The sequence below is a fragment of the Streptomyces sp. NPDC047014 genome (genome assembly GCF_040644195.1).
GTDB lineage: Bacteria > Actinomycetota > Actinomycetes > Streptomycetales > Streptomycetaceae > Streptomyces.
In genome coordinates this window covers 116,951-142,300 of the sequence record NZ_JBEYVX010000006.1, presented here as the reverse complement: position 1 = coordinate 142,300, position 25,350 = coordinate 116,951, and the positions used below count along the sequence as shown (strand labels likewise).

Annotated in this window: 26 protein-coding genes; 1 reads left to right on the top strand and 25 read right to left on the bottom strand. The window is 71.2% G+C overall.

The window, feature by feature from the left end; translation table 11 throughout:
* Positions 1–78: 78 nt before the first annotated feature.
* The 13 genes from metK to pyrR all read right to left on the bottom strand — a co-directional run bounded on the left by metK (position 79) and on the right by pyrR (position 14,443).
* Positions 79–1,287, bottom strand: a complete 1,209-nt coding sequence (gene metK / locus ABZ873_RS06290; protein ID WP_360865986.1) for a methionine adenosyltransferase — start codon at positions 1,285–1,287, stop codon at positions 79–81.
* Between the two features lie 197 nt (positions 1,288–1,484).
* Positions 1,485–2,699 carry a bifunctional phosphopantothenoylcysteine decarboxylase/phosphopantothenate--cysteine ligase CoaBC gene (coaBC, locus tag ABZ873_RS06285; protein ID WP_360865984.1) on the bottom strand — a complete coding sequence of 405 codons (1,215 nt, stop codon included), beginning with the start codon at positions 2,697–2,699 and terminating at the stop codon, positions 1,485–1,487.
* A gap of 101 nt (positions 2,700–2,800) precedes the next feature.
* Positions 2,801–3,073: a DNA-directed RNA polymerase subunit omega gene (gene rpoZ, locus ABZ873_RS06280; RefSeq protein ID WP_004948662.1), complete on the bottom strand. Its 273-nt coding sequence runs from the start codon at positions 3,071–3,073 to the stop codon at positions 2,801–2,803.
* 73 nt (positions 3,074–3,146) lie between these two features.
* On the bottom strand, positions 3,147–3,710 hold the full coding sequence (gene gmk, locus ABZ873_RS06275) for a guanylate kinase (protein ID WP_360865981.1): 564 nt from the start codon (positions 3,708–3,710) through the stop codon (positions 3,147–3,149).
* Positions 3,711–3,771: 61 nt separating this feature from the next.
* On the bottom strand, positions 3,772–4,095 hold the full coding sequence (locus tag ABZ873_RS06270) for an integration host factor (RefSeq protein WP_030008746.1): 324 nt from the start codon (positions 4,093–4,095) through the stop codon (positions 3,772–3,774).
* Positions 4,096–4,399: 304 nt separating this feature from the next.
* A complete protein-coding gene (gene pyrF, locus ABZ873_RS06265; RefSeq protein WP_360865977.1) occupies positions 4,400–5,233 on the bottom strand; it encodes an orotidine-5'-phosphate decarboxylase in 834 nt (277 codons plus the stop codon).
* On the bottom strand, positions 5,230–6,339 hold the full coding sequence (locus ABZ873_RS06260) for a quinone-dependent dihydroorotate dehydrogenase (RefSeq protein WP_360865974.1): 1,110 nt from the start codon (positions 6,337–6,339) through the stop codon (positions 5,230–5,232). The genes pyrF and ABZ873_RS06260 overlap by 4 nt, the downstream gene beginning before the upstream one ends.
* A 99-nt stretch (positions 6,340–6,438) precedes the next feature.
* The gene (carB, locus tag ABZ873_RS06255; RefSeq protein ID WP_360865971.1) at positions 6,439–9,747 is read right to left on the bottom strand and encodes a carbamoyl-phosphate synthase large subunit; all 3,309 of its coding nucleotides are present in this window, start codon (positions 9,745–9,747) and stop codon (positions 6,439–6,441) included.
* The gene (gene carA, locus ABZ873_RS06250) at positions 9,740–10,903 is read right to left on the bottom strand and encodes a glutamine-hydrolyzing carbamoyl-phosphate synthase small subunit (RefSeq protein WP_360865968.1); all 1,164 of its coding nucleotides are present in this window, start codon (positions 10,901–10,903) and stop codon (positions 9,740–9,742) included. The genes carB and carA overlap by 8 nt, the downstream gene beginning before the upstream one ends.
* The gene (locus tag ABZ873_RS06245) at positions 10,900–11,481 is read right to left on the bottom strand and encodes a hypothetical protein (protein ID WP_360865965.1); all 582 of its coding nucleotides are present in this window, start codon (positions 11,479–11,481) and stop codon (positions 10,900–10,902) included. The genes carA and ABZ873_RS06245 overlap by 4 nt, the downstream gene beginning before the upstream one ends.
* A complete protein-coding gene (locus ABZ873_RS06240; RefSeq protein ID WP_360865962.1) occupies positions 11,478–12,764 on the bottom strand; it encodes a dihydroorotase in 1,287 nt (428 codons plus the stop codon). Before ABZ873_RS06240 ends, ABZ873_RS06245 begins: the two co-directional genes overlap by 4 nt.
* Before the next feature lie 2 nt (positions 12,765–12,766).
* Complete coding sequence (locus ABZ873_RS06235) at positions 12,767–13,756, bottom strand: aspartate carbamoyltransferase catalytic subunit (protein ID WP_360865959.1); 990 nt, start codon at positions 13,754–13,756, stop codon at positions 12,767–12,769.
* A 111-nt stretch (positions 13,757–13,867) separates the two neighbouring features.
* A complete protein-coding gene (gene pyrR / locus ABZ873_RS06230; RefSeq protein ID WP_360865956.1) occupies positions 13,868–14,443 on the bottom strand; it encodes a bifunctional pyr operon transcriptional regulator/uracil phosphoribosyltransferase PyrR in 576 nt (191 codons plus the stop codon).
* 272 nt (positions 14,444–14,715) lie between these two features.
* On the opposite strand from pyrR, the gene bldD reads away from it, so the two are divergent.
* On the top strand, positions 14,716–15,216 hold the full coding sequence (gene bldD, locus ABZ873_RS06225) for a transcriptional regulator BldD (protein WP_360865953.1): 501 nt from the start codon (positions 14,716–14,718) through the stop codon (positions 15,214–15,216).
* Positions 15,217–15,406: 190 nt separating this feature from the next.
* Here the strand turns inward: bldD and nusB are convergent, their stop codons facing one another.
* The 12 genes from nusB to ruvX all read right to left on the bottom strand — a co-directional run bounded on the left by nusB (position 15,407) and on the right by ruvX (position 25,348).
* A complete protein-coding gene (gene nusB / locus ABZ873_RS06220) occupies positions 15,407–15,841 on the bottom strand; it encodes a transcription antitermination factor NusB (protein WP_360865951.1) in 435 nt (144 codons plus the stop codon).
* Between the two features lie 2 nt (positions 15,842–15,843).
* Positions 15,844–16,410 carry an elongation factor P gene (efp, locus tag ABZ873_RS06215; protein WP_360865948.1) on the bottom strand — a complete coding sequence of 189 codons (567 nt, stop codon included), beginning with the start codon at positions 16,408–16,410 and terminating at the stop codon, positions 15,844–15,846.
* Between the two features lie 59 nt (positions 16,411–16,469).
* Entirely contained in the window at positions 16,470–17,576 is a 1,107-nt protein-coding gene (locus ABZ873_RS06210) for an aminopeptidase P family protein (protein ID WP_360865945.1), read from the bottom strand.
* A 104-nt stretch (positions 17,577–17,680) separates the two neighbouring features.
* Entirely contained in the window at positions 17,681–18,466 is a 786-nt protein-coding gene (locus ABZ873_RS06205; RefSeq protein WP_360865942.1) for an AAA family ATPase, read from the bottom strand.
* A 104-nt stretch (positions 18,467–18,570) separates the two neighbouring features.
* Positions 18,571–19,011, bottom strand: coding sequence for a type II 3-dehydroquinate dehydratase (gene aroQ, locus ABZ873_RS06200; RefSeq protein ID WP_360865939.1), 441 nt, complete (start codon positions 19,009–19,011; stop codon positions 18,571–18,573).
* A complete protein-coding gene (gene aroB / locus ABZ873_RS06195; protein WP_360865936.1) occupies positions 19,008–20,099 on the bottom strand; it encodes a 3-dehydroquinate synthase in 1,092 nt (363 codons plus the stop codon). The genes aroQ and aroB overlap by 4 nt, the downstream gene beginning before the upstream one ends.
* Complete coding sequence (locus ABZ873_RS06190; RefSeq protein ID WP_360865933.1) at positions 20,096–20,614, bottom strand: shikimate kinase; 519 nt, start codon at positions 20,612–20,614, stop codon at positions 20,096–20,098. Before ABZ873_RS06190 ends, aroB begins: the two co-directional genes overlap by 4 nt.
* Positions 20,611–21,795: a chorismate synthase gene (gene aroC / locus ABZ873_RS06185; RefSeq protein ID WP_360865930.1), complete on the bottom strand. Its 1,185-nt coding sequence runs from the start codon at positions 21,793–21,795 to the stop codon at positions 20,611–20,613. Before aroC ends, ABZ873_RS06190 begins: the two co-directional genes overlap by 4 nt.
* Positions 21,796–21,927: 132 nt before the next feature.
* Positions 21,928–22,119 (bottom strand): hypothetical protein, encoded by a 192-nt coding sequence (locus tag ABZ873_RS06180; protein WP_360865927.1) that lies wholly within the window; start codon positions 22,117–22,119, stop codon positions 21,928–21,930.
* 32 nt (positions 22,120–22,151) lie between these two features.
* Positions 22,152–22,976, bottom strand: coding sequence for a shikimate dehydrogenase (locus ABZ873_RS06175; RefSeq protein WP_360865924.1), 825 nt, complete (start codon positions 22,974–22,976; stop codon positions 22,152–22,154).
* A gap of 8 nt (positions 22,977–22,984) precedes the next feature.
* Positions 22,985–24,748: an endolytic transglycosylase MltG gene (gene mltG / locus ABZ873_RS06170; RefSeq protein ID WP_360865921.1), complete on the bottom strand. Its 1,764-nt coding sequence runs from the start codon at positions 24,746–24,748 to the stop codon at positions 22,985–22,987.
* Between the two features lie 129 nt (positions 24,749–24,877).
* Positions 24,878–25,348, bottom strand: coding sequence for a Holliday junction resolvase RuvX (ruvX, locus tag ABZ873_RS06165; RefSeq protein WP_360865918.1), 471 nt, complete (start codon positions 25,346–25,348; stop codon positions 24,878–24,880).
* Between the last annotated feature and the right edge of the window lie 2 nt (positions 25,349–25,350).

The following is a 25,350-nucleotide window of genomic DNA, read 5'->3' as shown; positions in this document are numbered from 1 at the left end:
CGAAGCCCCGGACCGCGCGGCTCCGGGAACGCGGAAGGCCCCGGACCGGGCGGGTCCGGGGCCTTCCGTGCTCAGGTCCTACAGACCGGCGGCGGCGCGCAGGGCGTCCACGCGGTCGGTGCGCTCCCAGGTGAAGTCCGGCAGCTCACGGCCGAAGTGGCCGTAGGCGGCGGTCTGGGCGTAGATCGGGCGCAGCAGGTCCAGGTCGCGGATGATCGCGGCCGGGCGCAGGTCGAAGACCTGGCCGATCGCGTCCTCGATCTTCTGGACCTCGACCTTGGCGGTGCCGAAGGTCTCGACGAAGAGACCGACGGGCTCGGCCTTGCCGATGGCGTACGCGACCTGCACCTCGCAGCGCGAGGCCAGACCGGCGGCGACCACGTTCTTGGCGACCCAGCGCATGGCGTAGGCGGCGGAGCGGTCGACCTTCGACGGGTCCTTGCCGGAGAAGGCGCCGCCACCGTGGCGGGCCATGCCGCCGTAGGTGTCGATGATGATCTTGCGGCCGGTGAGGCCGGCGTCGCCCATGGGGCCGCCGATCTCGAAGCGGCCGGTCGGGTTCACCAGGAGGCGGTAGCCCTCGGTGTCGAGCTTGATGCCGTCCTCGACGAGCTGGGCGAGCACGTGCTCGACGACGAACTCGCGGATGTCGGGGGCGAGCAGCGAGTCCAGGTCGATGTCCGAGGCGTGCTGCGAGGAGACCACGACGGTGTCCAGGCGCACGGCCTTGTCCCCGTCGTACTCGATGGTGACCTGGGTCTTGCCGTCGGGGCGGAGGTACGGGATGGTCCCGTTCTTGCGGACCTCGGACAGGCGGCGCGAGAGCCGGTGCGCGATGTGGATCGGCAGCGGCATCAGCTCGGGGGTCTCGTCGCAGGCGTAGCCGAACATCAGGCCCTGGTCGCCGGCGCCCTGCTTGTCGAGCTCGTCCTCGTCGCCCTCGACGCGCTTCTCGTAGGCGGTGTCGACGCCCTGCGCGATGTCCGGGGACTGCGCGCCGATGGACACCGAGACGCCGCAGGAGGCGCCGTCGAAGCCCTTCTTCGAGGAGTCGTAGCCGATCTCCAGGATCTTCTCCCGGACGAGCTGGGCGATCGGGGCGTAAGCCTTGGTCGTCACCTCACCCGCGATGTGCACGAGACCCGTGGTGATGAGGGTTTCCACGGCCACGCGCGAGGTCGGGTCCTCGGTGAGGAGTGCGTCGAGGATCGTGTCGCTGATCTGGTCAGCGATCTTGTCGGGGTGGCCCTCGGTCACGGACTCCGAGGTGAACAGACGACGGGACACAACGCTCCCTGGGGTTGCAGCGGCTGCTGGCTGATCATTTGGCGGAACCACATCGGGGGCTGCGCCCGATCACGTTCCGAAGGCAGTTTATCGGTCGCCGCCGTGGGCCGGACCACCCGTCTCGCCTTCTGGGAGCCCTGTGACCTGCGGCACTCACATTCTTGCGCACGGAGGGGAGCTGGAGAAGGGAAATCGGCTCAGGCGCGTCGGGGGCTCAGCCGCTCGGCCACCCGGTCCCAAATCACCTCGGCCAGGGCCTCCTTCGGTCCATGGGGCACCGGGAATTCCGAGCCGTCGGAGCCCAGGACGACCGCCTCGTTCTCCTCGGATCCGAAGGTGCGGGCCTCCCCGACCTCGTTCACGACGAGAAGATCACATCCCTTGCGGCGGAGCTTGGCGCGCCCGTTGTCGAGGACGTCGTCGGTCTCGGCGGCGAAGCCGACGACCACCTGCCCCGCCACGGCCCGGTCGGCCGAGACCTCCGCGAGGACGTCGGGGTTGCGTACGAGGGCCACCGGGGCCGGCTCCTCCCCGTCCTTCTTCTTGATCTTGCCGCCCGCGTACACGGCGGGCCGGAAGTCGGCCACGGCCGCGGCCATCACCACGGCGTCGGCGTCCGCCGCCGCCTTGAGCACGGCCTCGCGCAGCTGCACGGCGGTCCCCACCCGTACGACGTCCACCCCGGCCGGATCGGCCAGCGCGGTGTTGGCCGCCACCAGGGTGACCCGCGCGCCGCGGGCGACGGCCGTGCGGGCCAGTGCGTAGCCCTGCTTGCCGGAGGAGCGGTTGCCGAGGAAGCGGACCGGGTCCAGGGGCTCGCGGGTGCCGCCCGCGCTGATCACCACATGCCGGCCGGCGAGGTCCGGCTCGACCACGCCGCGCCGCAGGACCTGGCGGCACACCTCGAAGATCTCGTCGGGGTCGGGCAGTCGGCCCTTGCCGGTGTCCTTGCCGGTGAGCCGGCCGACGGCGGGCTCGATGACGAGGGCGCCGCGGCGGCGCAGCGTGGCCACGTTCTCCCGGGTGGCGGGGTGCTCCCACATCTCCGTGTGCATGGCCGGGGCGAAGACCACCGGACATCGGGCGGTCAGCAGGGTGTTGGTCAGGAGGTCGTCGGCGAGGCCGTGGGCGGCCTTGGCGAGCATGTCGGCGGTGGCCGGGGCGACGACCACGAGGTCGGCGCCCTGCCCGATGCGGACGTGCGGCACCTCGTGGACGGTCTCCCACACCTCCGTGGAGGCCGGGTTCCCGGAGAGGGCGGCCCAGGTGGCCTCGCCCACGAAGTTGAGCGAGGAGGCCGTCGGCACCACCCGTACGTCGTGACCGGACTCGGTCAGACGGCGCAGCAGCTCGCACGCCTTGTAGGCGGCGATCCCGCCGCTGACGCCCAGTACGACCTTCGGCTTACCCACCAGAGACTCCCCTTCGGCTGTGGTCCTCGTACCCACCCATGACACACCACAGGCCCGGCTGATGTTCTGCCGGGCCTGTGGTGAAAGGAATTCCGGGTGCCCTACTGGGCCGGGGCCTCGATGGCCTCGGAGGTCAGCAGACCCGCGTTGATCTCGCGCAGCGCGATCGAGAGCGGCTTCTCGTGGACGTGGGTGTCCACGAGCGGGCCCACGTACTCCAGCAGGCCCTCGCCCAGCTGCGAGTAGTAGGCGTTGATCTGGCGCGCCCGCTTGGCCGCGTAGATCACGAGGCTGTACTTCGAGTCCGTGGCCTCGAGCAGCTCGTCGATCGGCGGGTTGATGATGCCCTCGGGCGCGGTGATGGAAGAGGACACGCTCTACCTTCCGAAGATGGGTGAAAGATCGGGCTGACCTGGTCCCGGGCGACGCGTGGGCGGCGACCGGCGATCAGACAACTTCCATCAAGGCTAGCAGCTCGCGTGCCACGTCCTCGACGGAGGTGTTGACCAGGGTGACGTCGAACTCGGATTCGGAGGCGAGCTCGATCTTGGCCGCGGCCAGCCGGCGCTCGATGACCTCGGGCGACTCCGTGCCCCGGCCGGTGAGCCGGCGGACCAGCTCGTCCCAGCTGGGCGGGGCGAGGAAGACCAGCTGTGCGTCGGGCATCGACTCACGGACGAGCCGTGCGCCCTGGAGGTCGATCTCCAGCAGCACCGGCTCGCCGCTGTCCAGGCGCTCCAGCACCGCGCCGCGCGGTGTGCCGTAGCGGTTGCCCGCGAACTCGGCCCACTCCAGCAGCTCGCCGTTGGCGATCAGCTTGTCGAACTCGTCGTCGTTGACGAAGAAGTACTGGACTCCGTGCCGTTCACCGGGCCGCGGCTTGCGGGTGGTGGCCGACACCGAGAGCCATACCTCGGGGTGAACCTTGCGCATATGCGCGACGACCGTGCTCTTGCCGACCCCGGAGGGGCCGGAGAGCACGGTCAGCCGCGGACGAACCTCTGCTGCCATAAAGCGATTATCCAGGCTCTCGGGACTGCCTGAGAACACCGGGAGAACGCCAGGCGACGCCTCAGGCGCCGGTGCTGCCGAACTCGCGCTCCAGAGAGGCGATCTGGTTGGAACCGAGACCTCGGACACGCCGGGACTCGGAGATGCCGAGACGCTCCATGATCTGCTTGGCGCGGACCTTGCCGACGCCGGGGAGGGACTCGAGCAGGGCGGAGACCTTCATCTTGCCGATGACGTCATTCTCCTGACCCGTCTTGATGACCTCTTGGAGCGAGGCGCCGGAGTGCTTGAGTCGATTCTTCACCTCGGCCCGCTCCCGGCGAGCCGCGGCGGCCTTTTCGAGCGCGGCTGCGCGCTGTTCAGGGGTAAGGGGCGGAAGAGCCACGCCTACGTCACCTCGGATGTCGAACTGTCGGATACGGACCGGTGGGGAACCCAAAGGCACCACACCTGGCGAGGTCCCGAACAGCGATGGAACTCGTTCGCTGCGCGTTCACTCTGGTCGGAGACTAGCGGCCAACACCGCTCCAGTCAGCGAGAACGGACGAAAAGTCCTGGTCAGCCTCCACTGAACCGTACATCACGGACAAACTACCCCCGTTTTGTCCGGTGAAGTACGTTCGATTTCCGTCAGCACGTACGAGACCCCGCTCCGCACGGATGCGCAGCGGGGTCCCGGGCATGTTCGGCTACGCCCCGGCAGCCTCACGGATCCCGTCCGCGAAGCCGGCCGCCGCGTCGCGCAGCGCCGCCGGGTCCGGGCCGTGGCGCAGCACCCCGCGCGAGACGTTGGGGACCACGTTGCGCACGGCCGTCCCGAAGACCGCCGGGAGGTCGGCCGCGGTGGCGCCCTGCGCGCCGACGCCGGGGGCCAGCAGCGGGCCGTTGATGTCCAGGTCGAAGGAGGACAGGTCGCCCAGGGTGGCGCCGACCACCGCGCCGAAGGAGCCGAGGGGCTCGGCGCCGGCGTTCTCGGCGGCCAGGTGGCGCAGCATGGTCGCGCCGACGCCGAGGCCGTCCTCGCGCACCGCGCGCTGCACCTCGGCGCCCTCGGGGTTGGAGGTGAGGGCGAGGACGAACAGCCCGGCGCCGTTCTCCCGGGCCAGCTCCACGGCGGGCGCCAGGGAGCCGTAGCCCAGGTACGGGGAGACCGTCAGGGCGTCGGAGAAGAGCGGGGAGTCCTTGTGCAGGAAGGTCTCGGCGTACGCGGCCATGGTGGAGCCGATGTCGCCGCGCTTGGCGTCCATGACCACCAGGCCGCCGGCCGACCGGACGTCGGCGACGGTGCGCTCCAGGACGGCGATGCCCCGGGAGCCGAAGCGTTCGAAGAAGGCGGCCTGCGGCTTGAAGACGGCCACCTGGCCGGCCAGGGCCTCCACGACGGTGCGGGAGAACCGCTCCAGGCCCGCGACGTCGTCGCCGAGGCCCCAGGCGGTCAGGAGGGAGGCGTGCGGGTCGATGCCCACGCAGAGCGGGCCGCGGGTGTCCATCGCCTCGCGCAGGCGGGTGCCGAAGGAGATCACTGGGCGTCCTTCCGGGTCTCGGCGCCCACCGCTTCGGCGAGGGTCGCGTAGGGGCTGGCGGCCAGGCGCGCGGCCAGGCCCTTGTGGACGGCTCGGGCGTAGCAGGGGCCCTCGTAGACGAAGGCGCTGTAGCCCTGGACGAGGGTGGCGCCGGCGAGGATGCGCTGCCAGGCGTCCTCGGCGTTCTCGATGCCTCCGACGCCCACGAGGACCAGCCGGTCCCCCACACGGGCGTACAGGCGGCGCAGGACCGCGAGCGAGCGCTCCTTGACGGGGGCGCCGGACAGTCCGCCGGTCTCCTTCACCAGGGAGGGCTCGGACCGCAGGCCCAGGCCCTCGCGGGCGATGGTGGTATTGGTGGCGATGATGCCGTCGAGGCCGAGCTCCAGGGCCAGGTCGGCGACGGCGTCCACGTCCTCGTCGGCGAGGTCGGGGGCGATCTTGACCAGCAGCGGGACCCGGCGGCCGGTGACGGTGCGGTCGGCGGCCTCGCGGACGGCGGTCAGCAGCGGGCGCAGCGACTCGGTGGCCTGGAGGTTGCGCAGGCCGGGGGTGTTCGGGGAGGAGACGTTGACCACGAGGTAGTCGGCGTGGCGGGCCAGGCGCTCGGTGGAGAGCACGTAGTCGGCGGCGGCCTCGGCCTCGGGCACCACCTTGGTCTTGCCGATGTTGACGCCGACGACCGTGCGGAAGACCGGGTTACGGGCGGCCAGGCGGGCGGCGACGGCCTCGGAGCCCTCGTTGTTGAAGCCCATGCGGTTGATCAGCGCGCGGTCCGGGACCAGGCGGAACAGCCGCTTCTTGGGGTTGCCGGGCTGCGCCTGGCCGGTGACCGTGCCGATCTCGACATGGTCGAAGCCGAGCATGGACATGCCGTCGATGGCCACGGCGTTCTTGTCGAAGCCGGCGGCCAGGCCGAAGGGGCCGTGGAAGCGCAGGCCCAGGGCCTCGGTGCGCAGCTCCTTGTGGCGGGGGGCGAGGTAGGCGGCGACGAAGGTGCGCAGCACCGGGGTGCGGGCGGCGAGGCGGATCCAGCGGAAGGCCATGTAGTGGGCCCGCTCGGGGTCCATCCGCTTGAAGACCAGGTTGAAGAACAGCTTGTACATCGTCCGATTTTTCCCTTGAATCCCTTGTGCGCTCGGAAGGACCTCATGAAAGGGGGGACACCGGTCGCTGTCGCCGGTGCCCCCCTTTCGTACGGGCTGCTAGTCGCGGGCCGCGGTCAGGTGCTCCGCGTGCTCCTGGAGGGAGCGGACGCCCACGTCGCCGCGGTTGAGCGCGTCGATGCCCTGGACGGCGGCGGCGAGCGCCTGGACCGTGGTCAGGCACGGGACGCCGCGCGCCACGGCCGCCGTACGGATCTCGTAGCCGTCGAGGCGGCCTCCGGTGCCGTACGGGGTGTTGACGATCAGGTCGACCTGGCCGTCGTGGATCAGCTGGACGATGGTCCGCTCGCCGTTCGGGCCCTCGCCCTCGCTGAGCTTGCGCACCACGGTGACGTTGATGCCGTTGCGGCGCAGCACCTCGGCGGTGCCGGAGGTGGCCATCAGCTCGAAGCCGTGGGCGACCAGCTCGCGCGCCGGGAAGATCATCGAGCGCTTGTCGCGGTTGGCGACGGAGATGAAGGCGCGGCCCTTGGTCGGCAGCGGGCCGTAGGCGCCGGCCTGCGACTTGGCGTAGGCGGTGCCGAAGACGGCGTCGATGCCCATGACCTCGCCGGTGGAGCGCATCTCCGGGCCGAGGACGGTGTCCACGCCGCGGCCGTGGATGTCGCGGAAGCGCGACCACGGCATGACGGCCTCCTTGACGGAGATCGGCGCGTCGATCGGCAGGGTGCCGCCGTCGCCGGCCTTCGGCAGCAGGCCCTCCTCGCGCAGCTCGGCGATGGTGCTGCCGAGCGAGATGCGGGCGGCGGCCTTCGCCAGCGGGACGGCGGTGGCCTTGGAGGTGAAGGGGACGGTCCGGGAGGCGCGCGGGTTGGCCTCCAGGACGTAGAGGATGTCGCCCGCCATCGCGAACTGGATGTTGATCAGGCCGCGGACGCCGACGCCCTGGGCGATGGCCTCGGTGGAGGCGCGCAGGCGCTTGATGTCGTAGCCGCCGAGGGTGATCGGGGGCAGGGCGCAGGCGGAGTCGCCGGAGTGGATGCCGGCCTCCTCGATGTGCTCCATGACGCCGCCGAGGTAGAGCTCGGTGCCGTCGTAGAGGGCGTCGACGTCGATCTCGATCGCGTCGTCGAGGAAGCGGTCGACCAGCACGGGACGGGTCGGGGAGATCTCGGTGGACTCCGCGATGTAGGACTCCAGGCGGGCCTCGTCGTAGACGATCTCCATGCCGCGGCCGCCGAGCACGTACGAGGGGCGCACCAGGACCGGGTAGCCGATCTCGTCCGCGATGGCCTTCGCGCCGGCGAAGGTGGTGGCGGTGCCGTGCTTGGGGGCGGGGAGCCCCGCCTCGGCCAGGACGCGGCCGAAGGCGCCGCGGTCCTCGGCGGCGTGGATGGCCTCCGGGGAGGTGCCCACGACGGGGACGCCGTTGTCCTTGAGGGCCTGGGCGAGGCCCAGGGGGGTCTGGCCGCCGAGCTGGACGACGACACCGGCGATGGGGCCGGCCAGGGACTCGGCGTGGACGATCTCCAGCACGTCTTCGAGCGTCAGCGGCTCGAAGTACAGGCGGTCGGAGGTGTCGTAGTCGGTGGAGACGGTCTCCGGGTTGCAGTTGACCATCACGGTCTCGTAGCCGGCGTCGCTGAGGGCGAAGGAGGCGTGGACGCAGGAGTAGTCGAACTCGATGCCCTGGCCGATGCGGTTCGGGCCGGAGCCCAGGATGATCACCGCGGGCTTCTCGCGCGGGGCGACCTCGCTCTCCTCGTCGTAGGAGGAGTAGAAGTACGGGGTCTTCGCGGCGAACTCGGCGGCGCAGGTGTCGACCGTCTTGTAGACCGGGCGGACGCCGAGGGCGTGGCGCACCTCGCGGACGACGTCCTCGCGCAGGCCGCGGATCTCAGCGATCTGGGCGTCGGAGAAGCCGTGGCGCTTGGCCTCGGCGAGCAGTTCCGGCTCCAGCTTCTCGGCGCCGGCGAGCTCGTCGGCGATCTCCTTGATCAGGAAGAGCTGGTCGACGAACCAGGGGTCGATCTTCGTGGACTCGAAGACCTCCTCCTGGGTGGCGCCGGCGCGGATGGCCTGCATGACGGTGTTGATGCGGCCGTCGGTGGGGCGGACCGCGGTGGCCAGCAGCTCCTCCTTGTCGCCGGGCTCCCCGACGAAGGTGAACTGCGAGCCCTTCTTCTCCAGGGAGCGCAGGGCCTTCTGGAGGGCCTCGGTGAAGTTTCGGCCGATGGCCATGGCCTCGCCCACGGACTTCATGGTCGTGGTGAGGGTGGCGTCGGCCAGTGGGAACTTCTCGAAGGCGAAGCGCGGGGCCTTGACGACGACGTAGTCGAGGGTGGGCTCGAAGGAGGCCGGCGTCTGCTCGGTGATGTCGTTGGGGACCTCGTCGAGGGTGTAGCCGATGGCCAGCTTGGCGGCGATCTTGGCGATCGGGAAGCCGGTGGCCTTGGAGGCGAGCGCCGAGGAGCGCGAGACGCGCGGGTTCATCTCGATGACGATGACGCGGCCGTCGGCCGGGTCGATCGCGAACTGGATGTTGCAGCCGCCGGTGTCGACGCCGACCTCGCGGATGATCGCGATGCCGATGTCGCGCAGCCGCTGGTACTCGCGGTCGGTGAGCGTCATGGCCGGGGCGACGGTGATGGAGTCGCCGGTGTGGACGCCCATCGGGTCGAAGTTCTCGATGGAGCAGACGACGACCACGTTGTCCTTGGTGTCGCGCATCAGCTCCAGCTCGTACTCCTTCCAGCCGAGGATGGACTCCTCAAGGAGCACCTCGGTGGTCGGGGAGAGCGTGAGGCCCTGGCCGGCGATGCGGCGCAGCTCGTCCTCGTCGTGGGCGAAGCCGGAGCCGGCGCCGCCCATGGTGAAGGAGGGGCGTACGACGACGGGGTAGCCGCCGAGGGTGTCGACGCCCTGGAGGACGTCGTCCATCGAGTGGCAGATGACCGAGCGGGCGGACTCGCCGTACCCGATCTTGCCCTTGACGGCCTCGACGACGCCCTTGAAGAGGTCGCGGTCCTCGCCCTTGTTGATGGCCTCGACGTTGGCGCCGATCAGCTCGACGTTGTACTTCTCCAGCACCCCCTGCTCGTGCATGGAGATGGCGGTGTTCAGGGCCGTCTGGCCGCCGAGGGTGGGGAGCAGCGCGTCGGGGCGCTCCTTCGCGATGATCTTCTCGACGAACTCGGGGGTGATCGGCTCGACGTACGTGGCGTCGGCGATCTCCGGGTCGGTCATGATCGTCGCCGGGTTGGAGTTCACCAGGATGACGCGCAGGCCCTCGGCCTTGAGCACGCGGCACGCCTGGGTGCCGGAGTAGTCGAACTCCGCTGCCTGGCCGATGACGATCGGGCCGGAGCCGATGACCAGGACGGACTGGATATCGGTGCGCTTAGGCACGCTCGGCCTCCATCAGGGCGGTTTCCATCAAAGACGTGAAGCGGTCGAAGAGGTACGCGGCGTCGTGCGGGCCGGCGGCCGCCTCGGGGTGGTACTGGACGGAGAAGGCCGGCTGGTCGAGCAGCTGGAGACCTTCGACGACCTGGTCGTTCAGGCAGACGTGAGAGACCTCGGCGCGGCCGTAGGGGGTCTCGGAGACCTTGTCGAGGGGCGCGTCGACGGCGAAGCCGTGGTTGTGCGCGGTGATCTCGACCTTGCCGGTGGTGCGGTCCTGGACCGGCTGGTTGATGCCGCGGTGGCCGTACTTGAGCTTGTACGTGCCGAAGCCCAGGGCGCGGCCGAGGATCTGGTTGCCGAAGCAGATGCCGAACAGCGGCGTCCTGCGCTCCAGCACGCCGCGCATGACGGCGACGGGACCGTCGGCGGTGGCCGGGTCGCCGGGGCCGTTGGAGAAGAACACGCCGTCGGGGTTGACCGCGTACACGTCCTCGACGGTGGCGGTGGCGGGCAGCACGTGCACCTCGATGCCGCGCTCGGCCATCCGCTGCGGGGTCATGCCCTTGATGCCGAGGTCGACGGCGGCCACGGTGAAGCGCTTCTCGCCGATCGCGGGGACGACGTACGTCTCCTTGGTGGCGACCTCCGCGGAGAGGTTCGCGCCCTTCATCTCGGGCTGGGAGCGGACCTTGGCCAGCAGGGCCTCGTCGCGGATGCCGACCCAGGTGTCGCCGGAGAAGATGCCGACGCGCATGGCGCCGCGCTCGCGCAGGTGGCGGGTGAGGGCGCGGGTGTCGATGCCGGAGATGCCGACGACGCCCTGGCGGGCCAGCTCCTCGTCCAGCGTGCGGCGGGAGCGCCAGTTGGAGGGGATGCGGGCGGGGTCGCGTACGACATAGCCGGAGACCCAGATCCGCGCGGACTCGGGGTCCTCGTCGTTGACGCCGGTGTTGCCGACGTGCGGGGCGGTCATGACCACGACCTGCCGGTGGTACGACGGGTCGGTCAGGGTCTCCTGGTAGCCGGTCATGCCGGTGGAGAACACGGCCTCGCCGAAGGTCTCCCCCACTGCGCCGTAGGCGCGGCCGCGGAAGATGCGGCCGTCCTCCAGGACGAGTACGGCGGGAGCTTTGGCTGCTCCCCTGGTGGAGGTCGTCATCGTTCGGCGCCTTCCGTCGTGATGGATGGGTTCATGAGGTTGACGGCTTCGACCCAGGCGGCGTGTTCGGCCGCCCGGTCGGAGCGGAATCCGGAGTCGATCAGCTTGTCGCCGTGCGCCCAGGTGACGACGAGCAGACCGCCCTCGGTGAGTACCTTGCCCGCGATTCCCTTGTCGAGGCGGGCGCCGCGCAGCTGCGCGGCCGGTACGAAGAAGTCGTTCGCACCCGGTCGGACCACGTCGAGGCCCGCGTCGGTGAGCGTGAGCTCGACCCGGCTGCGGACGCCCAGACCGTGGGCGACGATCCGGTCGAGCCATTGCCCCGCGGTGGTGGACCCGTGGTACCGGCCGGTGAGGGCGAGCCAGTGCTCGGGGAGTCCGTCGGGGGCGGCGGGGAGCTCGGGCAGATCGTTCTGCAGAGCCCCTCGCCATTTCCAGCCCTGCCGCATCAGCCAGTACACGAACGCGATGAAGACGACCAGGCCGATCACCCACGCGATGCGCGCGCCGACCTGGGTCACCTCCGCCGACTGTCGTTCGGCGGCCTCGGCGGCCAGTTGGATCACTGCAGGTGTCACGCCAGTTTCCCGTCCACGACCGTTGCCCGGCCCCGCAGGAAGGTGTGAGTGACGCGTCCCGGCAGCTCGCGGCCCTCGTAGGGCGTGTTGCGGCTGCGGGAGGCGAAGTGTGCGGGGTCCACGACACCACGGTACGAGGTGTCGACCAGGGTCAGGTTCGCGGGTTCACCTGCCGAGACGGGACGGCCGTGGTTGCTGAGACCGCCGATCCGCGCCGGGGCGGCGGACATGCGGTCGGCGACGCCCGCCCAGTCGAGCAGTCCGGTCTCCACCATCGTCTGCTGGACGACGGAGAGGGCGGTCTCCAGGCCGACCATGCCCATGGCGGCGGAGGCCCACTCGCAGTCCTTGTCCTCGTGCGGGTGCGGGGCGTGGTCGGTGGCGACGATGTCGATCGTGCCGTCGGCCAGCGCCTCGCGGAGCGCGAGGACGTCCTTCTCGGTGCGCAGCGGCGGGTTGACCTTGTACACCGCGTTGTAGGAGCGGACGAGCTCGTCGGTGAGGAGCAGGTGGTGCGGGGTGACCTCGGCGGTGACGTCGATGCCGCGGGACTTGGCCCAGCGGACGATCTCGACGGAGCCGGCGGTGGAGAGGTGGCAGATGTGGACGCGGGAGCCGACGTGCTCGGCGAGCAGCACGTCGCGGGCGATGATCGACTCCTCGGCCACGGCCGGCCAGCCGCCGAGACCGAGCTCGGCGGAGACGATGCCCTCGTTCATCTGGGCGCCCTCGGTGAGGCGGGGCTCCTGGGCGTGCTGGGCGACGACGCCGCCGAACGCCTTCACGTACTCCAGGGCGCGGCGCATGATCACGGCGTCGTCCACGCACTTGCCGTCGTCGGAGAAGACGGTGACGTTGGCGGCGGACTCGTGCATGGCGCCCAGCTCGGAGAGCTGCTTGCCCTCCAGGCCGACGGTGACGGCGCCGATGGGCTGCACGTCGCAGTAGCCGGACTCCTTGCCCAGGCGCCAGACCTGCTCCACGACGCCCGCGGTGTCGGCGACGGGGAAGGTGTTCGCCATGGCGAAGACCGCGGTGTATCCGCCGGAGGCGGCGGCGCGGGTGCCGGTGAGGACGGTCTCGGAGTCCTCGCGGCCGGGCTCGCGCAGGTGGGTGTGCAGGTCGACGAGGCCGGGGAGGAGGACCTGGCCCGCGGCCTCGACGACGGTCGCGCCCTCGGCGGAGAGGTTCTGGCCGACCTCCGCGATGGTCTCGCCGTCGATCAGGACGTCCTGCGCCTCGCCGCCGAGTACCTTCGCGCCACGGATAAGGATCTTGCTCATGGTTACTTGCTCTCCTCGGTACGCGCGGCGGGGGTGGTGGTGACGGCGGGCTCGGAGCCGCCGAGCAGCAGGTAGAGCACGGCCATCCGGGTGGAGACGCCGTTGGCGACCTGCTCGACGGCCGTGCAGCGGTCGGAGTCGGCGACCTGCGCGGTGATCTCCATGCCGCGGTTCATCGGGCCGGGGTGCATCACGATGGCGTGCTCGGGCATCTTCGCCATGCGGTCGCCGTCGAGCCCGTACCGGCGGGAGTACTCGCGCTCGGTCGGGAAGAAGGCGGCGTTCATGCGTTCGCGCTGCACACGGAGCATCATCACCGCATCGGACTTCGGCAGCACCTCGTCGAGGTCGTAGCTGACCTCGCACGGCCAGGTCTCGACGCCGATCGGGACGAGCGTGGGCGGGGCCACCAGGGTGACCTGGGCGCCGAGGGTGTGTAGCAGGTGGACGTTGGAGCGGGCCACGCGGCTGTGCAGGACGTCACCGACGATGGTGATGCGGCGGCCGGCCAGGTCCTTGCCGAGGCCCGCGTCGCGGCCGACCAGGCGGCGGCGCATGGTGAAGGCGTCCAGCAGGGCCTGGGTGGGGTGCTCGTGGGTGCCGTCGCCGGCGTTGACCACGGCGGAGTCGATCCAGCCGGAGGTGGCGAGCCGGTAGGGGGCGCCGGAGGCGTGGTGGCGGATGACGACCGCGTCGGCGCCCATGGCCTCCAGGGTCAGCGCGGTGTCCTTGAGGGATTCGCCCTTGGAAACGGAGGAACCCTTCGCGGAGAAGTTGATCACGTCGGCGGAGAGCCGCTTGGCGGCCGCCTCGAAGGAGATCCGGGTGCGGGTCGAGTCCTCGAAGAAGAGGTTCACGACGGTGAGGCCGCGCAGGGTGGGCAGCTTCTTGATCGGCCGGTCCGCGACGCGGGCCATCTCCTCGGCGGTGTCGAGGATGAGGACGGCGTCGTCGCGCGTGAGGTCGGCGGCCGAGATGAGGTGGCGCTTCATCTGGATGGCTCCGTAGGTCGGGAGGGCATGCGGGAGGACGGACGGGCGGCTCTGCGAGCGGGCAGGGCAGGGCGCGGCGCGGACCCGCTCGGGGTCCGGCGCCGGAGGGGGCTACTGCCCTGCCGGCTGGGCGGTCCGCTGTCCGAGCAGCACGGCGTCACGGCCGTCCTCCTCCTGGAGCTGGACCTTGACGGTCTCCCGCAGCGACGTGGGGAGGTTCTTGCCGACGTAGTCGGCGCGGATCGGCAGCTCGCGGTGGCCCCGGTCGACGAGGACGGCGAGCTGCACGGCGCGCGGACGGCCCAGGTCGCCGAGGGCGTCGAGCGCGGCGCGGATGGTGCGGCCGGAGAAGAGGACGTCGTCGACGAGGACGACGAGACGGCCGTCGAGGTCGTCACCGGGGATCTCGGTACGGCCGATGGCGCGGGCCGGCTTCATCCGCAGGTCGTCGCGGTACATGGTGATGTCGAGCGAGCCGACCGGGATCTTCGTACCGGTGATCTCTTCGAGCTTGGCGGCCAGCCTGCGGGAGAGATGGACACCGCGGGTGGGGATGCCGAGAAGCACCACGTCGTCGGCACCCTTGGCGCGTTCGACGATCTCGTGGGCGATGCGGGTCAGGACCCGCGCGATGTCCTGCGCCTCGAGTACGGGGCGCGCGGAATCGGAGTTCTGCTGGGCGTCCATGAAAAGGACCTCCTTCTCCGCCTCACGGGACGGACCTTAAAGGACGTCTGATGTACGCCTCACACCGTACCAGGGCCGGACGGGTGACCGGACACCGGCTCCTCGCGCGGGGCCGCCGGGAGCCCGCCGGGGACCGCGGGCGAGGGGTGGCGGTGACCATTCGGCTTGACGCACCCAAGTAACGCTGCGTAACCTCACAGTGAGTTACCAGCCCGCGCGGCGGAGCCGCATGGTGTCCATGTCGTCACAGCGTCACAGCGTCCGGGAGCGTTATGTCCAGCGAATACGCCAAACAGCTCGGGGCCAAGCTCCGCGCCATCCGCACCCAGCAGGGCCTTTCCCTCCACGGTGTCGAGGAGAAGTCCCAGGGCCGTTGGAAGGCCGTGGTGGTCGGGTCGTACGAGCGCGGGGACCGCGCCGTGACCGTCCAGCGCCTTGCCGAGCTGGCGGACTTCTACGGGGTTCCGGTCCAGGAGCTGCTGCCGGGTACGACGCCCGGCGGTGCGGCCGAGCCGCCGCCGAAGCTGCGTCTCGACCTGGAGCGCCTGGCGGGCGTACCCGCCGAGAAGGCCGGCCCGCTCCAGCGCTACGCGGCGACGATCCAGAGCCAGCGTGGCGACTACAACGGCAAGGTGCTGTCGATCCGCCAGGACGACCTGCGCACTCTGGCCGTCATCTACGACCAGTCGCCCTCGGTCCTGACCGAGCAGCTGATCAGCTGGGGCGTGCTGGACGCGGACGCCCGTCGCGCCGTGGCGCACGAGGAGATCTGAGCCGGTCCGCCCGGCCTGCAGAAACGTTTACCGGCGGGTGCCGGGTCCTTCCGGGGATCCCGCGCCCGCCGGTTTTTTTCATGGCCGGGTTCCATGGCCCGTTTCATGGCCCGCACACGGAAGGGCCCGCAGCGCGTGCGCTGCGGGCCCTTCCGGATGGCGGTGCCAGTGCTGTGGCGGCGTGCGGTGCTCAGCTCTCGCTGCGCCGCAGGCTCGGCTTCAGGTCCTTGAAACGGGCCAGCAGCCCGTTCACGAACGACGGGGAGTCGTCCGTCGAGAACTCCTTGGCCAGCTGGACGGCCTCGTCGATGGCCACGGCGTCCGGGGTGTCGTCCACCCAGATCAGCTCGTAGGCACCGAGCCGCACGATGTTCCGGTCCGCGGCCGGCATGCGGTCGAGGTCCCAGTCCACGGCGTAGGTGACGATCAGGTCGTCGATGCGGTTCACCTTGTCGGCATAACCCTCGACGAGATCCATCGTGAAGGCGCTGACCGGCGGCTGCCGGTCGTCCGACCGCGCGTGGCGGATCCAGTCCGCGAGGACCTCGCGGACGGACACCCCGCGCTGGTCGGCCTCGAAAAGGATCTGGAAGGCGCGCTTGCGCGCGTTGCTCCGGGCAGCCACGGTTAGCTGTTCACCCGGCCGAGGTAGTCGCTGGTGCGGGTGTCGACCTTGACCTTCTCGCCCGTGTTGACGAACAGCGGGACCTGGATCTCGTGACCGGTCTCCAGCTTCGCCGGCTTGGTGCCACCGGTGGAGCGGTCGCCCTGGACGCCCGGGTCGGTGTGCTCGATGGTGAGCTCGACGGCGGCGGGCAGCTCGACGTAGAGCACGGAGCCCTCGTGCTGCGCGACGGAGGCGGTGAAGCCCTCGATGAGGAAGTTGGCGGCGTCGCCGACGGCCTTGGAGTCGACCATCAGCTGGTCGTAGGTCTGCATGTCCATGAAGACGAAGTACTCGCCGTCCATGTACGAGAACTGCATGTCGCGGCGGTCGATGGTGGCCGTCTCGACCTTCGTGCCGGCGTTGAAGGTCTTGTCGACGACCTTGCCGGAGAGCACGTGCTTGAGCTTGGTGCGCACGAAGGCCGGGCCCTTGCCGGGCTTGACGTGCTGGAACTCGACGACGGACCAGAGCTGGTCACCGTCGAGCTTGAGCACCATGCCGTTCTTGAGGTCGTTCGTGGAAGCCACGGTTGCGGAATCTCCTGCACTGGAAGACCACGGGCGCACGCCCGGCCCGGCAGTGCGGGCTAGAGCGCGAGCAGCTCCTTGGTCGTAATGGTGAGTAGCTCGGGACCGCCGTCCGCCTCGGGGCGTACGACGAGCGTGTCATCGATCCGGACACCTCCCCGGCCGGGGAGGTGAACCCCCGGTTCGACGGTGACCGGCACGCAAGCGTCCAGTTTACCCATTGCCGTAGGTGCAAGCTGCGGGTCCTCGTCGATTTCGAGGCCGACCCCGTGACCGGTCCACGGAGCGATGGCCTCCGCGTGCCCCGCCGAGTCCAGTACGGAGCGGGCAGCGTGGTCGACCTCCCGGTAGGCCGTGCCGGGCAGCAGGGCCTCGCGGCCCGCCCGCTGCGCGTTGAAGACCACGTCGTACAGCTCGATCTGCCAGTCGGCCGGGGTGGTGCCGATCACGAAGGTCCGGCCGATCTCGCAGCGGTAGCCGCGGTAGCTGGCGCCGAGGCAGACGGAGAGGAAGTCGCCCTCCTCCACCCGGCGGTCGGAGGGCCGGTGCCGGGAGCGCCCGGAGTGCGGGCCGGTGCCCACGGAGGTGGGGAAGGCCGGGCCGTCCGCGCCGTGGTCGACCAGCCGCCGCTCCAGCTCCAGGGCCAGATGCCGTTCGGTGCGCCCGACCAGGATGGACTCCAGCAGCTCGCCCAGGGCCTGGTCGGCGATCTCGGCCGCGATCCGCAGGCAGGCGATCTCGCCCTCGTCCTTGACCAGCCGCTGCTGCTCCACGGCCGTGCCGAGGTCGGTGAGGCGCAGCGCGGGCGCCACGGAGTTCAGCGCCCGGTGCCGGGCGACGGTGAGGTGGTGCTCCTCCACGCCGAGGGAGTCGGCCCGCGCGGAGGCGGCCGCGTCGGCCGCGGCCACGGCCGGGTCGCCGCCGCGGCCCGCCAGCACGGAGACCCGGAGGTGTTCGTCGAGGCGGCCCTCGTCCACCTCGCCGGTGGGGGCGCCGGAGCAGAACATCATGTCGTCGGACGGGCCGACGAGCAGGACGGCCCCCAGCGGGGAGGCCCCGGAGAGGTAGCGGACGTTCGCCGGACGCGTGATCAGCGCGGCGGCGGTCCCCGCGGCGGCGCAGCGGTCGCGGAGCAGGCCCCGGCGGGCGGCGTACACGTCTGACATGTCTTCGAGACTACGAGCGGCACGCCGATCCGGCCCGGCGAGCGCGTCCGGACGGGCGCGGGGCCCGTCCGGGGTCACCGGCCGGCGTCACCGGCCGGGGATGCCTACCAGCCGCCGGGCGCCGAGAGGGTGCGGGCCAGAGCCTCGTCCAGGGCGCGGGCGGTGCCCTCCACGTCGAGGTGGGAGTTGTCGATGATCGGCAGCCCGGAGCCGTACCAGCCGGCCATCCGGCCGTGGATGCGGGCGACCTCCTCGTCGGAGAGCCTGCGGTTGCCCGAGCGTTCCGCGTTGCGCTCCAGGACGATCTCCAGTCCGGGCAGCAGCACGACGGGCAGCAGCGAGGGGCCCACGTGCCGCTTCCAGCCGCCCAGGCCCACCACGGGCCGGTCGGGGAAGACCGCGTCGTCGAGGATGCAGGAGATGCCGTTGGCGAGGTAGTTGCGGGCCGCGAAGCCGCAGGTGCGACGGGCCAGCCGGTACTGGGCCTCGGAGTGCTCGTTCCAGCCGGCCTGCGGGTCGGCGAAGCCGGAGCAGACCCACTCCCGGACGTCGTCCAGGCTGACGTGGGCGGTCGCCACCGGGCGGGTGCTGGCCCAGTGCCGTGCCACGGTGGTCTTCCCGGCGCCGGCCGGGCCGATGAGCAGCACGGCGAGCACCGCTCCCCCGGTCCCGCCCGCCGCGGGCGGCAGCGGGATGTGCCCGGTGGCCTCGGGAACCGGCGGCACCGGGGGTGCCTGGGGCACCTGGGGCTGCTGGTGCGGGGGGTGGTGCGGAGACTGCGGCGGGGGCGTGCCCGGCCAGCCCTGCGCCGGGGGTATCGGCGGCTGCGGCGGTGCCGCCGGCTGCGGTCCCGGCTGCCCCCAGGCGCCGCCGCCCACTCCTTGCTGCATCCGCTGCCACTCCGTCTCGTTCCTGCGACTGATGCGAGAACGTTATATGACCGCCAGGGCCCGGCCGTCCACCAGGACCGCCGGGCCGTGCCCCGTACGGAGTCTCAGGAGGCGATCTCGTCCGCCAGCGCCCGCAGCGCCAGCCGGTAGGAGCCGATCCCGAAGCCCGCGACCGTGCCGGTGGCCACCGCCGCGATCACGGAGGTGTGCCGGAACTCCTCGCGCGCGTACGGGTTCGAGATGTGCACCTCGATCAGCGGCGCCGTGCGCTGCGCCGCCGCGTCCCGCATCCCGTACGAGTAGTGGGTGAAGGCCCCCGGGTTGATCACCACGGGGAGCTTGCCGTCCGCCGCCTCGTGCAGCCAGCGGATCAGCTCGCCCTCGTCATTGGTCTCGCGGACCTCGACGTCGAGGCCCAGCTCCTCCCCCAGCGTCCGGCAGCTCTCCACCAGCCCCGCGTACGAGGTGGCCCCGTACACATCGGGCTCGCGCGAGCCGAGCCGGCCCAGGTTCGGGCCGTTCAGCACGAGCACGCGGCGGCTCACGCCGACACCTCGCCGTAGGCGGCGACGAGGTGCGCCGGGTCGGGGCCCTCCAGGACGGTCGGCTTGCCCAGTCCGTCGAGGACGATGAAGCGCAGCAGGTTGCCGCGGGACTTCTTGTCGACCTGCATGGTCTGGAGCAGCTTGGGCCACTGGTCGCCGCGGTAGGTCAGCGGCAGTCCGACGGAGGCGAGCACCGCCTTGTGCCGGTCGGCGGTCGCGTCGTCCAGGCGTCCGGCGAGCCGGCCGAGTTCGGCGGCGAAGACCATGCCGACGGAGACGGCCGCGCCGTGCCGCCACTTGTAGCGCTCGTTCTTCTCGATGGCGTGCGCGAGGGTGTGACCGTAGTTCAGCACCTCCCGCAGCCCCGACTCCTTGAGGTCGCTGGAGACTACGTCGGCCTTGACCCGGATGGAGCGGACGATCAGCTCGGCGGTGTGCGGACCGGCGGGCGTACGGGCCGCCTGCGGGTCCTCCTCGATCAGGTCCAGGATCACCGGGTCGGAGATGAATCCGGCCTTGATGATCTCGGCGAGGCCGCTGACGTAGTCGTTGACCGGCAGCGACTCCAGCGCCGCCAGGTCGCAGAGCACCCCGGCCGGCGGGTGGAAGGCACCCACGAGGTTCTTGCCCTCGGCGGTGTTGATGCCGGTCTTGCCGCCGACGGCCGCGTCCACCATCGCGAGGACGGTGGTCGGTACGGCGACCCAGCGCACCCCGCGCAGCCAGGTGGCCGCGACGAAGCCCGCGAGGTCGGTGGTGGCCCCGCCGCCGACGCCGACGATCACGTCGGTGCGGGTGAAGCCGGACTGGCCGAGGGCCTTCCAGCAGTACGCGGCCACCTCGGCGGTCTTGGCCTCCTCGGCGTTCGGCACCTGGATGGCGACCGCCTCGTAGCCCTGCTCGGCCAGGTCGTCGCGCAGCGCCTCACCGGTCGAGGCCAGCGCCTCGGGGTGGATCACGGCGACCCGCTGGGCCTTCGTACCGATCAGGGAGCCGAGCTCGCCGAGCAGCTGCTGCCCGACCAGCACGTCGTACGGCTCGTGGCCGGCGCTTCCGCCGACGTGGATCCGCGTCACCTGCTCTGTCATACGTCCTTCAACTCCAGTGCGTCGAGGACCGCCTGGGCGACCTCTGCGGGGGTGCGGTCGTCGGTGGGCACGACGACGCGCGCGACTTCGGTGTAGAGCGGGCGCCGGGCCTCCATCAGCTCGCGCCACTGCCGGCGCGGGTTGACGGCCAGCAGGGGGCGCGCGGCACCGAGCCCCACGCGCCGTACGGCCTCCTCCACGTCCATCGACAGATAGGCGACGGGCAGGCCGGCCAGCAGGGCGCGGGTGCCGTCGTCGAGGACGGCGCCGCCGCCGAGGGCGAGGACTCCGGTGTGCTCGGCGACGGCGGCCGCGACGGCCCGCCGTTCCAGCTCGCGGAAGTACGGCTCGCCCTCGTCGACGAAGAGGTCGGAGATCTCCCGGCCCTGGGCCGCGACGATGTCCGCGTCGGTGTCCCGGTAGGGCACGCCCAGCCGTTCGGCGAGCAGCGCCCCCACCGTGGACTTGCCGGACCCCATGGGTCCGACGAGGACGACGAGCGGTCCGCCCGTCACCGGATCTGCAGGTGGTCGAGGTAGGACCGGACGTTGCGGCGGGTCTCGGCCACCGAGTCGCCGCCGAACTTCTCCACGACGGCGTCGGCCAGCACCAGGGCGACCATGGCCTCGGCGACGATGCCCGCGGCGGGCACGGCGCAGACGTCGGAGCGCTGGTGGTGGGCGACCGTGGCCTCGCCGGTGGCGACGTCGACGGTGGCCAGCGCCCGCGGCACGGTCGCGATGGGCTTCATCGCGGCCCGTACGCGCAGCAGCTCGCCGGTGGTCAGACCGCCCTCGGTGCCGCCGGAGCGGCCGGAGGTCCGCCGGATGCCCTCGGGGGTGGAGACGATCTCGTCGTGGGCCTTCGAGCCGGGTACGCGGGCCAGCTCGAAGCCGTCGCCGACCTCGACGCCCTTGATGGCCTGGATGCCCATGAGGGCGGCGGCGAGCCGGGCGTCGAGACGGCGGTCCCAGTGCACGTGCGAGCCGAGGCCGACGGGCACGCCGTAGGCCAGCACCTCGACGACGCCGCCGAGGGTGTCGCCGTCCTTGTGGGCCTGGTCGATCTCCGCGACCATCGCCTTGCTCGCGTCCGCGTCGAGGCAGCGCACCGGGTCGGCGTCGAGCTTGTCCACGTCGGCGGGGGTGGGCAGGACCCCGTACGGGGCCTTGGCCGCGGCCAGTTCCACCACGTGCGAGACGATCTCGATGCCCGCGACCTCCTTGAGGAAGGAGCGGGCGACGGCGCCGAGGGCGACGCGGGCGGCGGTCTCACGGGCGCTGGCGCGCTCCAGGATCGGCCGGGCCTCGTCGAAGCCGTACTTCTGCATGCCGGCGAGGTCGGCGTGGCCGGGGCGCGGCCGGGTCAGCGGCGCGTTGCGGCCGGTGTCCTTGAGCAGCGCGGGGTCGACCGGGTCGGCCGACATGACGGTCTCCCACTTGGGCCACTCGGTGTTGCCGATCATGACCGCGACCGGGGAGCCCTGGGAGAGTCCGTGGCGGACGCCGCCGAGGAAGGTGATCTCGTCCTGCTCGAACTTCATCCGGGCACCGCGGCCATAGCCGAGCCGGCGCCTGGCCAGGTGATCGGCCACCAGCTCGGTGGTGACCGGGACGCCGGCGGGAAGGCCCTCCAGCGTCGCGACCAGTGCCGGTCCGTGCGACTCTCCTGCGGTCAGCCAACGCAACCTGCTCAACGATGCTCCTCATGCTCGCGCCGGGTACTGCGACGGCGCGATCGGGTGCGCGGCCCTGACCCGCCTGCCCCGATCCTCCCACGTCCGGAGGGGTCTCCAGGGCCGAGGTCCAGCTGTCGGACGGTCGGTCCGTCATGTGGTCGGCCGGCGGCGCTCCCGGAGCCAGCTGACGGCGGTCCAGACCCCCAGTGAGCCGACGAGCCCGCAGACGAGGACCTTGGCCCAGACGGGCAGGTCCCCGAAGGCCACCCTGAGCGTGCCGGCCAGTACGAAGGGCAGGTCCCACTTCGACGCGAGTAACTGCCCGGCGCCGGTCTCGTCCATGTTCTCCCCCTGTGAGGACGCGGGGGGAGAGCCTATCGGGCGGCCAGCGCCCGCTCCCCGGCGGCCCGCATCGCGGCCAGCGGGCCCGGAGTGCGGCCCGTCATGCGCTCCACCTGGAGCACCGCCTGGTGGACGAGGAGGTCCAGCCCGCCGACCACCTGGCCGCCCCGGTCCGCCCAGGAGGCCGCGAGCGCGGTCGGCCAGGGCTCGTACAGCACGTCGAAGAGGGTGCCCGGAGCCTCCGGTACGGAGGCGGCCAGGGCGTCGGTGGTACCGGCCGGTGTGGTGGCGATCACCAGCGGCGCGGCCAGGGCCTCCGCCGCGTCGGCCCAGTCTGCCGTGCGGACGGCGACGCCGAGCCGGTCGCCCCACTGCCGCATCTCGTCCGCGCGGGCCCGCGAGCGGACGTACGCGGTGACCTCGCCGGTGCAGATCCGCGCGAGCGCGGCGAGCGCCGAGGAGGCGGTGGCGCCCGCGCCGAGGATCGCGGCGGCGGGCACCTTCCCGACGCCGCGCTCGCCGAGCGCGGCGACGATGCCGGGGATGTCGGTGTTGTCGCCGAGCAGCCGGCCGTCCCCGGTGCGGACCACCGTGTTGACGGCCTCGACGGAGGCGGCCGTGTCGCTGACCCCGTCCAGCAGCGGCAGGACCGCCCGCTTGAGCGGCATGGTCAGCGACAGCCCGGCCCACTCGGGGCCGAGCCCGGCCACGAACCCGGGCAGCGCGGCCTCGTCGATCTCGAAGCGGTCGTACGACCAGTCGTCGAGGCCGAGCGCCCGGTAGGCGGCGCGGTGCAGCACCGGTGAGAGGGAGTGCTCGATGGGCGAACCCAGCACCGCGGCCCGTATCCGTGACATGTTTGCGCCTATCCGCCGTTCTTCTGCTTCTGCCGCTCCTGGAACTCCGCGACGAGCTTCAGGTGCTCCTCGTAGGTCTTGGTGAAGGTGGTCTTGTCACCGTCGACCGACACGAAGAACATCCAGCCCCCGCGGTCGGGACTGAGCGTAGCGGTCACGGCGTCCGTGCCCGGGTTGCCGATCGGGCCGGGCGGCAGGCCCTTGATGAAGTGCGTGTTGTAGGGGTTGTCGAAGCGCTGGGCTTCCTTGAGGTTGAAGTTGATCTCGCTCTGGTTCTTGACGTAGTTGTACGTCGAGTCGAACTCGATCTTCTGGTTGGTGACGTCGTTGGTCTTCTTGAGGCGGTTGTAGACCACCTCCGACATCTTCCGGAAGTCGTCGTGGTTCTTGCCCTCGGCGTTGACGAGGCTGGCGATGGTGACCACCTGGAGCGGGTTCTCCAGCCCCAGTTCCTTGGCCTTGGCCTCGACGCCCAGCTCCACGTACTTGTCGGCCGCGTTCTTGACCATCTGCCGGAGCAGCGTCTCGGGCGTGGTGTCCTTGCCCAGGTCGTAGCGCGCCGGGTACAGGAAGCCTTCGAGCGGGTCGATGAGCTTCGGGTTGTTGCCCGCCCAGGCCGGCAGGCCCAGGTTCTTGGCCTCGCGCTGGGCGATCTCCTGCGTGGTGCCCTGCGGCTTGCCGAGCTTCTTGTCGATCGCCTCGTAGACCTTGCTGTTGCGCCAGCCCTCGGCCACGGTGAGGACGTTCAGCTTGCTGGGGTCGACCATGACGGCCACGGCGGCCGCCGCCGACATCTTCTTCTTCAACGGGTAGACGCCGGGCTGGATCGCCTTGCCCTTGGGGTTGGCGTTGGCCGCGTCCACGAACGCCTGGGCACTGGCGACGATCCCGGCCTCCTTGAGGATCCGGCCCATCTGGCCCAGGCCCGCGCCCTTGGGGATCTCGACGTCGACGCTCTCGCCCGAGCCCTCGCCCGCGAAGTCCTCGGCCGCGCCGAAGCGCTCCTTGAGGTAGGAGTAGCCGTAGTAACCGCCACCGCCGACGACACCGATGATCACCACGGCGGCGAGCAGGCAGGCGGTACCGCTGCGCTTCTTGGGCTTGCCGCCCTTCGAGCGGCCGCCGCGGCGGCCCGGCTCCTCGCCGTCGCCGTCGTCCCCGCCGCCACCGGTGAGGAGCGTGCCCTCGGGCTCTTCCTCCTCCTCGACGGGCTCGGGCTCCAGGTGCCGGCGGCCCGGGGGCGTCGGCGGCGCGTAGGCGTCGTCGGTGCTGTAGAGGTCGGGGGCCTCGCCCGGGTACTCGGTGACCGGCTGCTGGGTGTACGGGTCGACCCCGGCGTAGAGGTCGGTCTGCACCGCGGCCTGGTACTGGCCCTGGCCGGTGTCCCAGCCCTGCTCGTCGTAGACCGGCTGCTGCGGGGCGTACCCCTGCTGCTGCTGGTGCTGGTGCTGCTGCTGCGGCTCGGCGTACTGCTGGGGGTGTTGGGCCTGCTGCTGCGGGTGGGCGTACTGCTGGTGCTGCTGCGGCTGCTGCGGCTGGTGCTGCTGCTGCGCGTACTGCTGCTGGTACTCCGGGTACTGCTGGTACTGCTCGGGGTACTGCTGCTGGTACTGGGGCTCCTGCGGATACGCCTGCTGCTGCGGGGCACCGCCGTAGGGCACCTGGCCCTGCTGGGCCTGCTGGGCCTGGTGCCCGCTCCACTGCTGGTCCCCGTACAAGGGGTCCTCAGGGTGCCAGGGTTCGGGGCCACGGCCCCGGCCATAGTCAGTCATCGGTCCCCTAGAGCCGCGAGACGGAGGCCACGGACTTCCGTCATCCATGGCAACCGGTTCCGCCTCTGTGACGGTGCTCGACGGCTGTTCGAACGCCGTCTCATCGCGCGGAACGTTACCGTATCGCGATCAGACAACCACTTCGACGCACTCGCCAGGCGGATTACCTGATACCCGTTCGGTCTCAAGAGCGTTCTGGAGGATGATCACAGCGGCGGCCTGGTCGATCACCGACCTGCCCTTCTTCGCGTTCCGGCCGGAGGCCCGCAGGCCCTGGGCGGCGGTGACGGTCGTCATCCGCTCGTCCACCAGACGGACCGTCACCGGCTTGATGCCCTTGGCCAGTTCGTTCGCGAAGGCCCGCACCTTGGCCGCGGCCGGCCCCTCCCGCCCGCTGAGCGAGCGGGGGAGGCCGACCACGACTTCAAGGGGCTCGTACTCCGCGACGAGCTGCCGCAGCCGCCGGTGGGCGAAGGGGATGTCCCGGCCGGGAACGGTCTCGACCGGGGTGGCCAGCACCCCGTCGGGGTCGCAGGAGGCGACCCCGATCCGGGCGTCCCCGACGTCGACGGCCAGCCGGCGGCCGCGGCGCAGTGTCATCG

What these genes read in the sequence shown, in the direction of transcription:
- gmk (WP_360865981.1), bottom strand. Translation starts at nt 3,710, where the DNA reads ATGGCAGCAGAGGTTCGTCCGCGGCTGACCGTGCTCTCCGGCCCCTCC.
- ABZ873_RS06260 (WP_360865974.1), bottom strand. Translation starts at nt 6,339, where the DNA reads ATGTACAAGCTGTTCTTCAACCTGGTCTTCAAGCGGATGGACCCCGAG.
- carA (WP_360865968.1), bottom strand. Translation starts at nt 10,903, where the DNA reads ATGACGACCTCCACCAGGGGAGCAGCCAAAGCTCCCGCCGTACTCGTC.
- ABZ873_RS06240 (WP_360865962.1), bottom strand. Translation starts at nt 12,764, where the DNA reads ATGAGCAAGATCCTTATCCGTGGCGCGAAGGTACTCGGCGGCGAGGCG.
- ABZ873_RS06235 (WP_360865959.1), bottom strand. Translation starts at nt 13,756, where the DNA reads ATGAAGCGCCACCTCATCTCGGCCGCCGACCTCACGCGCGACGACGCC.
- pyrR (WP_360865956.1), bottom strand. Translation starts at nt 14,443, where the DNA reads ATGGACGCCCAGCAGAACTCCGATTCCGCGCGCCCCGTACTCGAGGCG.
- bldD (WP_360865953.1), top strand. Translation starts at nt 14,716, where the DNA reads ATGTCCAGCGAATACGCCAAACAGCTCGGGGCCAAGCTCCGCGCCATC.
- ABZ873_RS06210 (WP_360865945.1), bottom strand. Translation starts at nt 17,576, where the DNA reads ATGTCAGACGTGTACGCCGCCCGCCGGGGCCTGCTCCGCGACCGCTGC.
- ABZ873_RS06205 (WP_360865942.1), bottom strand. Translation starts at nt 18,466, where the DNA reads ATGCAGCAAGGAGTGGGCGGCGGCGCCTGGGGGCAGCCGGGACCGCAG.
- aroB (WP_360865936.1), bottom strand. Translation starts at nt 20,099, where the DNA reads ATGACAGAGCAGGTGACGCGGATCCACGTCGGCGGAAGCGCCGGCCAC.
- ABZ873_RS06180 (WP_360865927.1), bottom strand. Translation starts at nt 22,119, where the DNA reads ATGGACGAGACCGGCGCCGGGCAGTTACTCGCGTCGAAGTGGGACCTG.
- ABZ873_RS06175 (WP_360865924.1), bottom strand. Translation starts at nt 22,976, where the DNA reads ATGTCACGGATACGGGCCGCGGTGCTGGGTTCGCCCATCGAGCACTCC.
- mltG (WP_360865921.1), bottom strand. Translation starts at nt 24,748, where the DNA reads ATGACTGACTATGGCCGGGGCCGTGGCCCCGAACCCTGGCACCCTGAG.
- ruvX (WP_360865918.1), bottom strand. Translation starts at nt 25,348, where the DNA reads ATGACACTGCGCCGCGGCCGCCGGCTGGCCGTCGACGTCGGGGACGCC.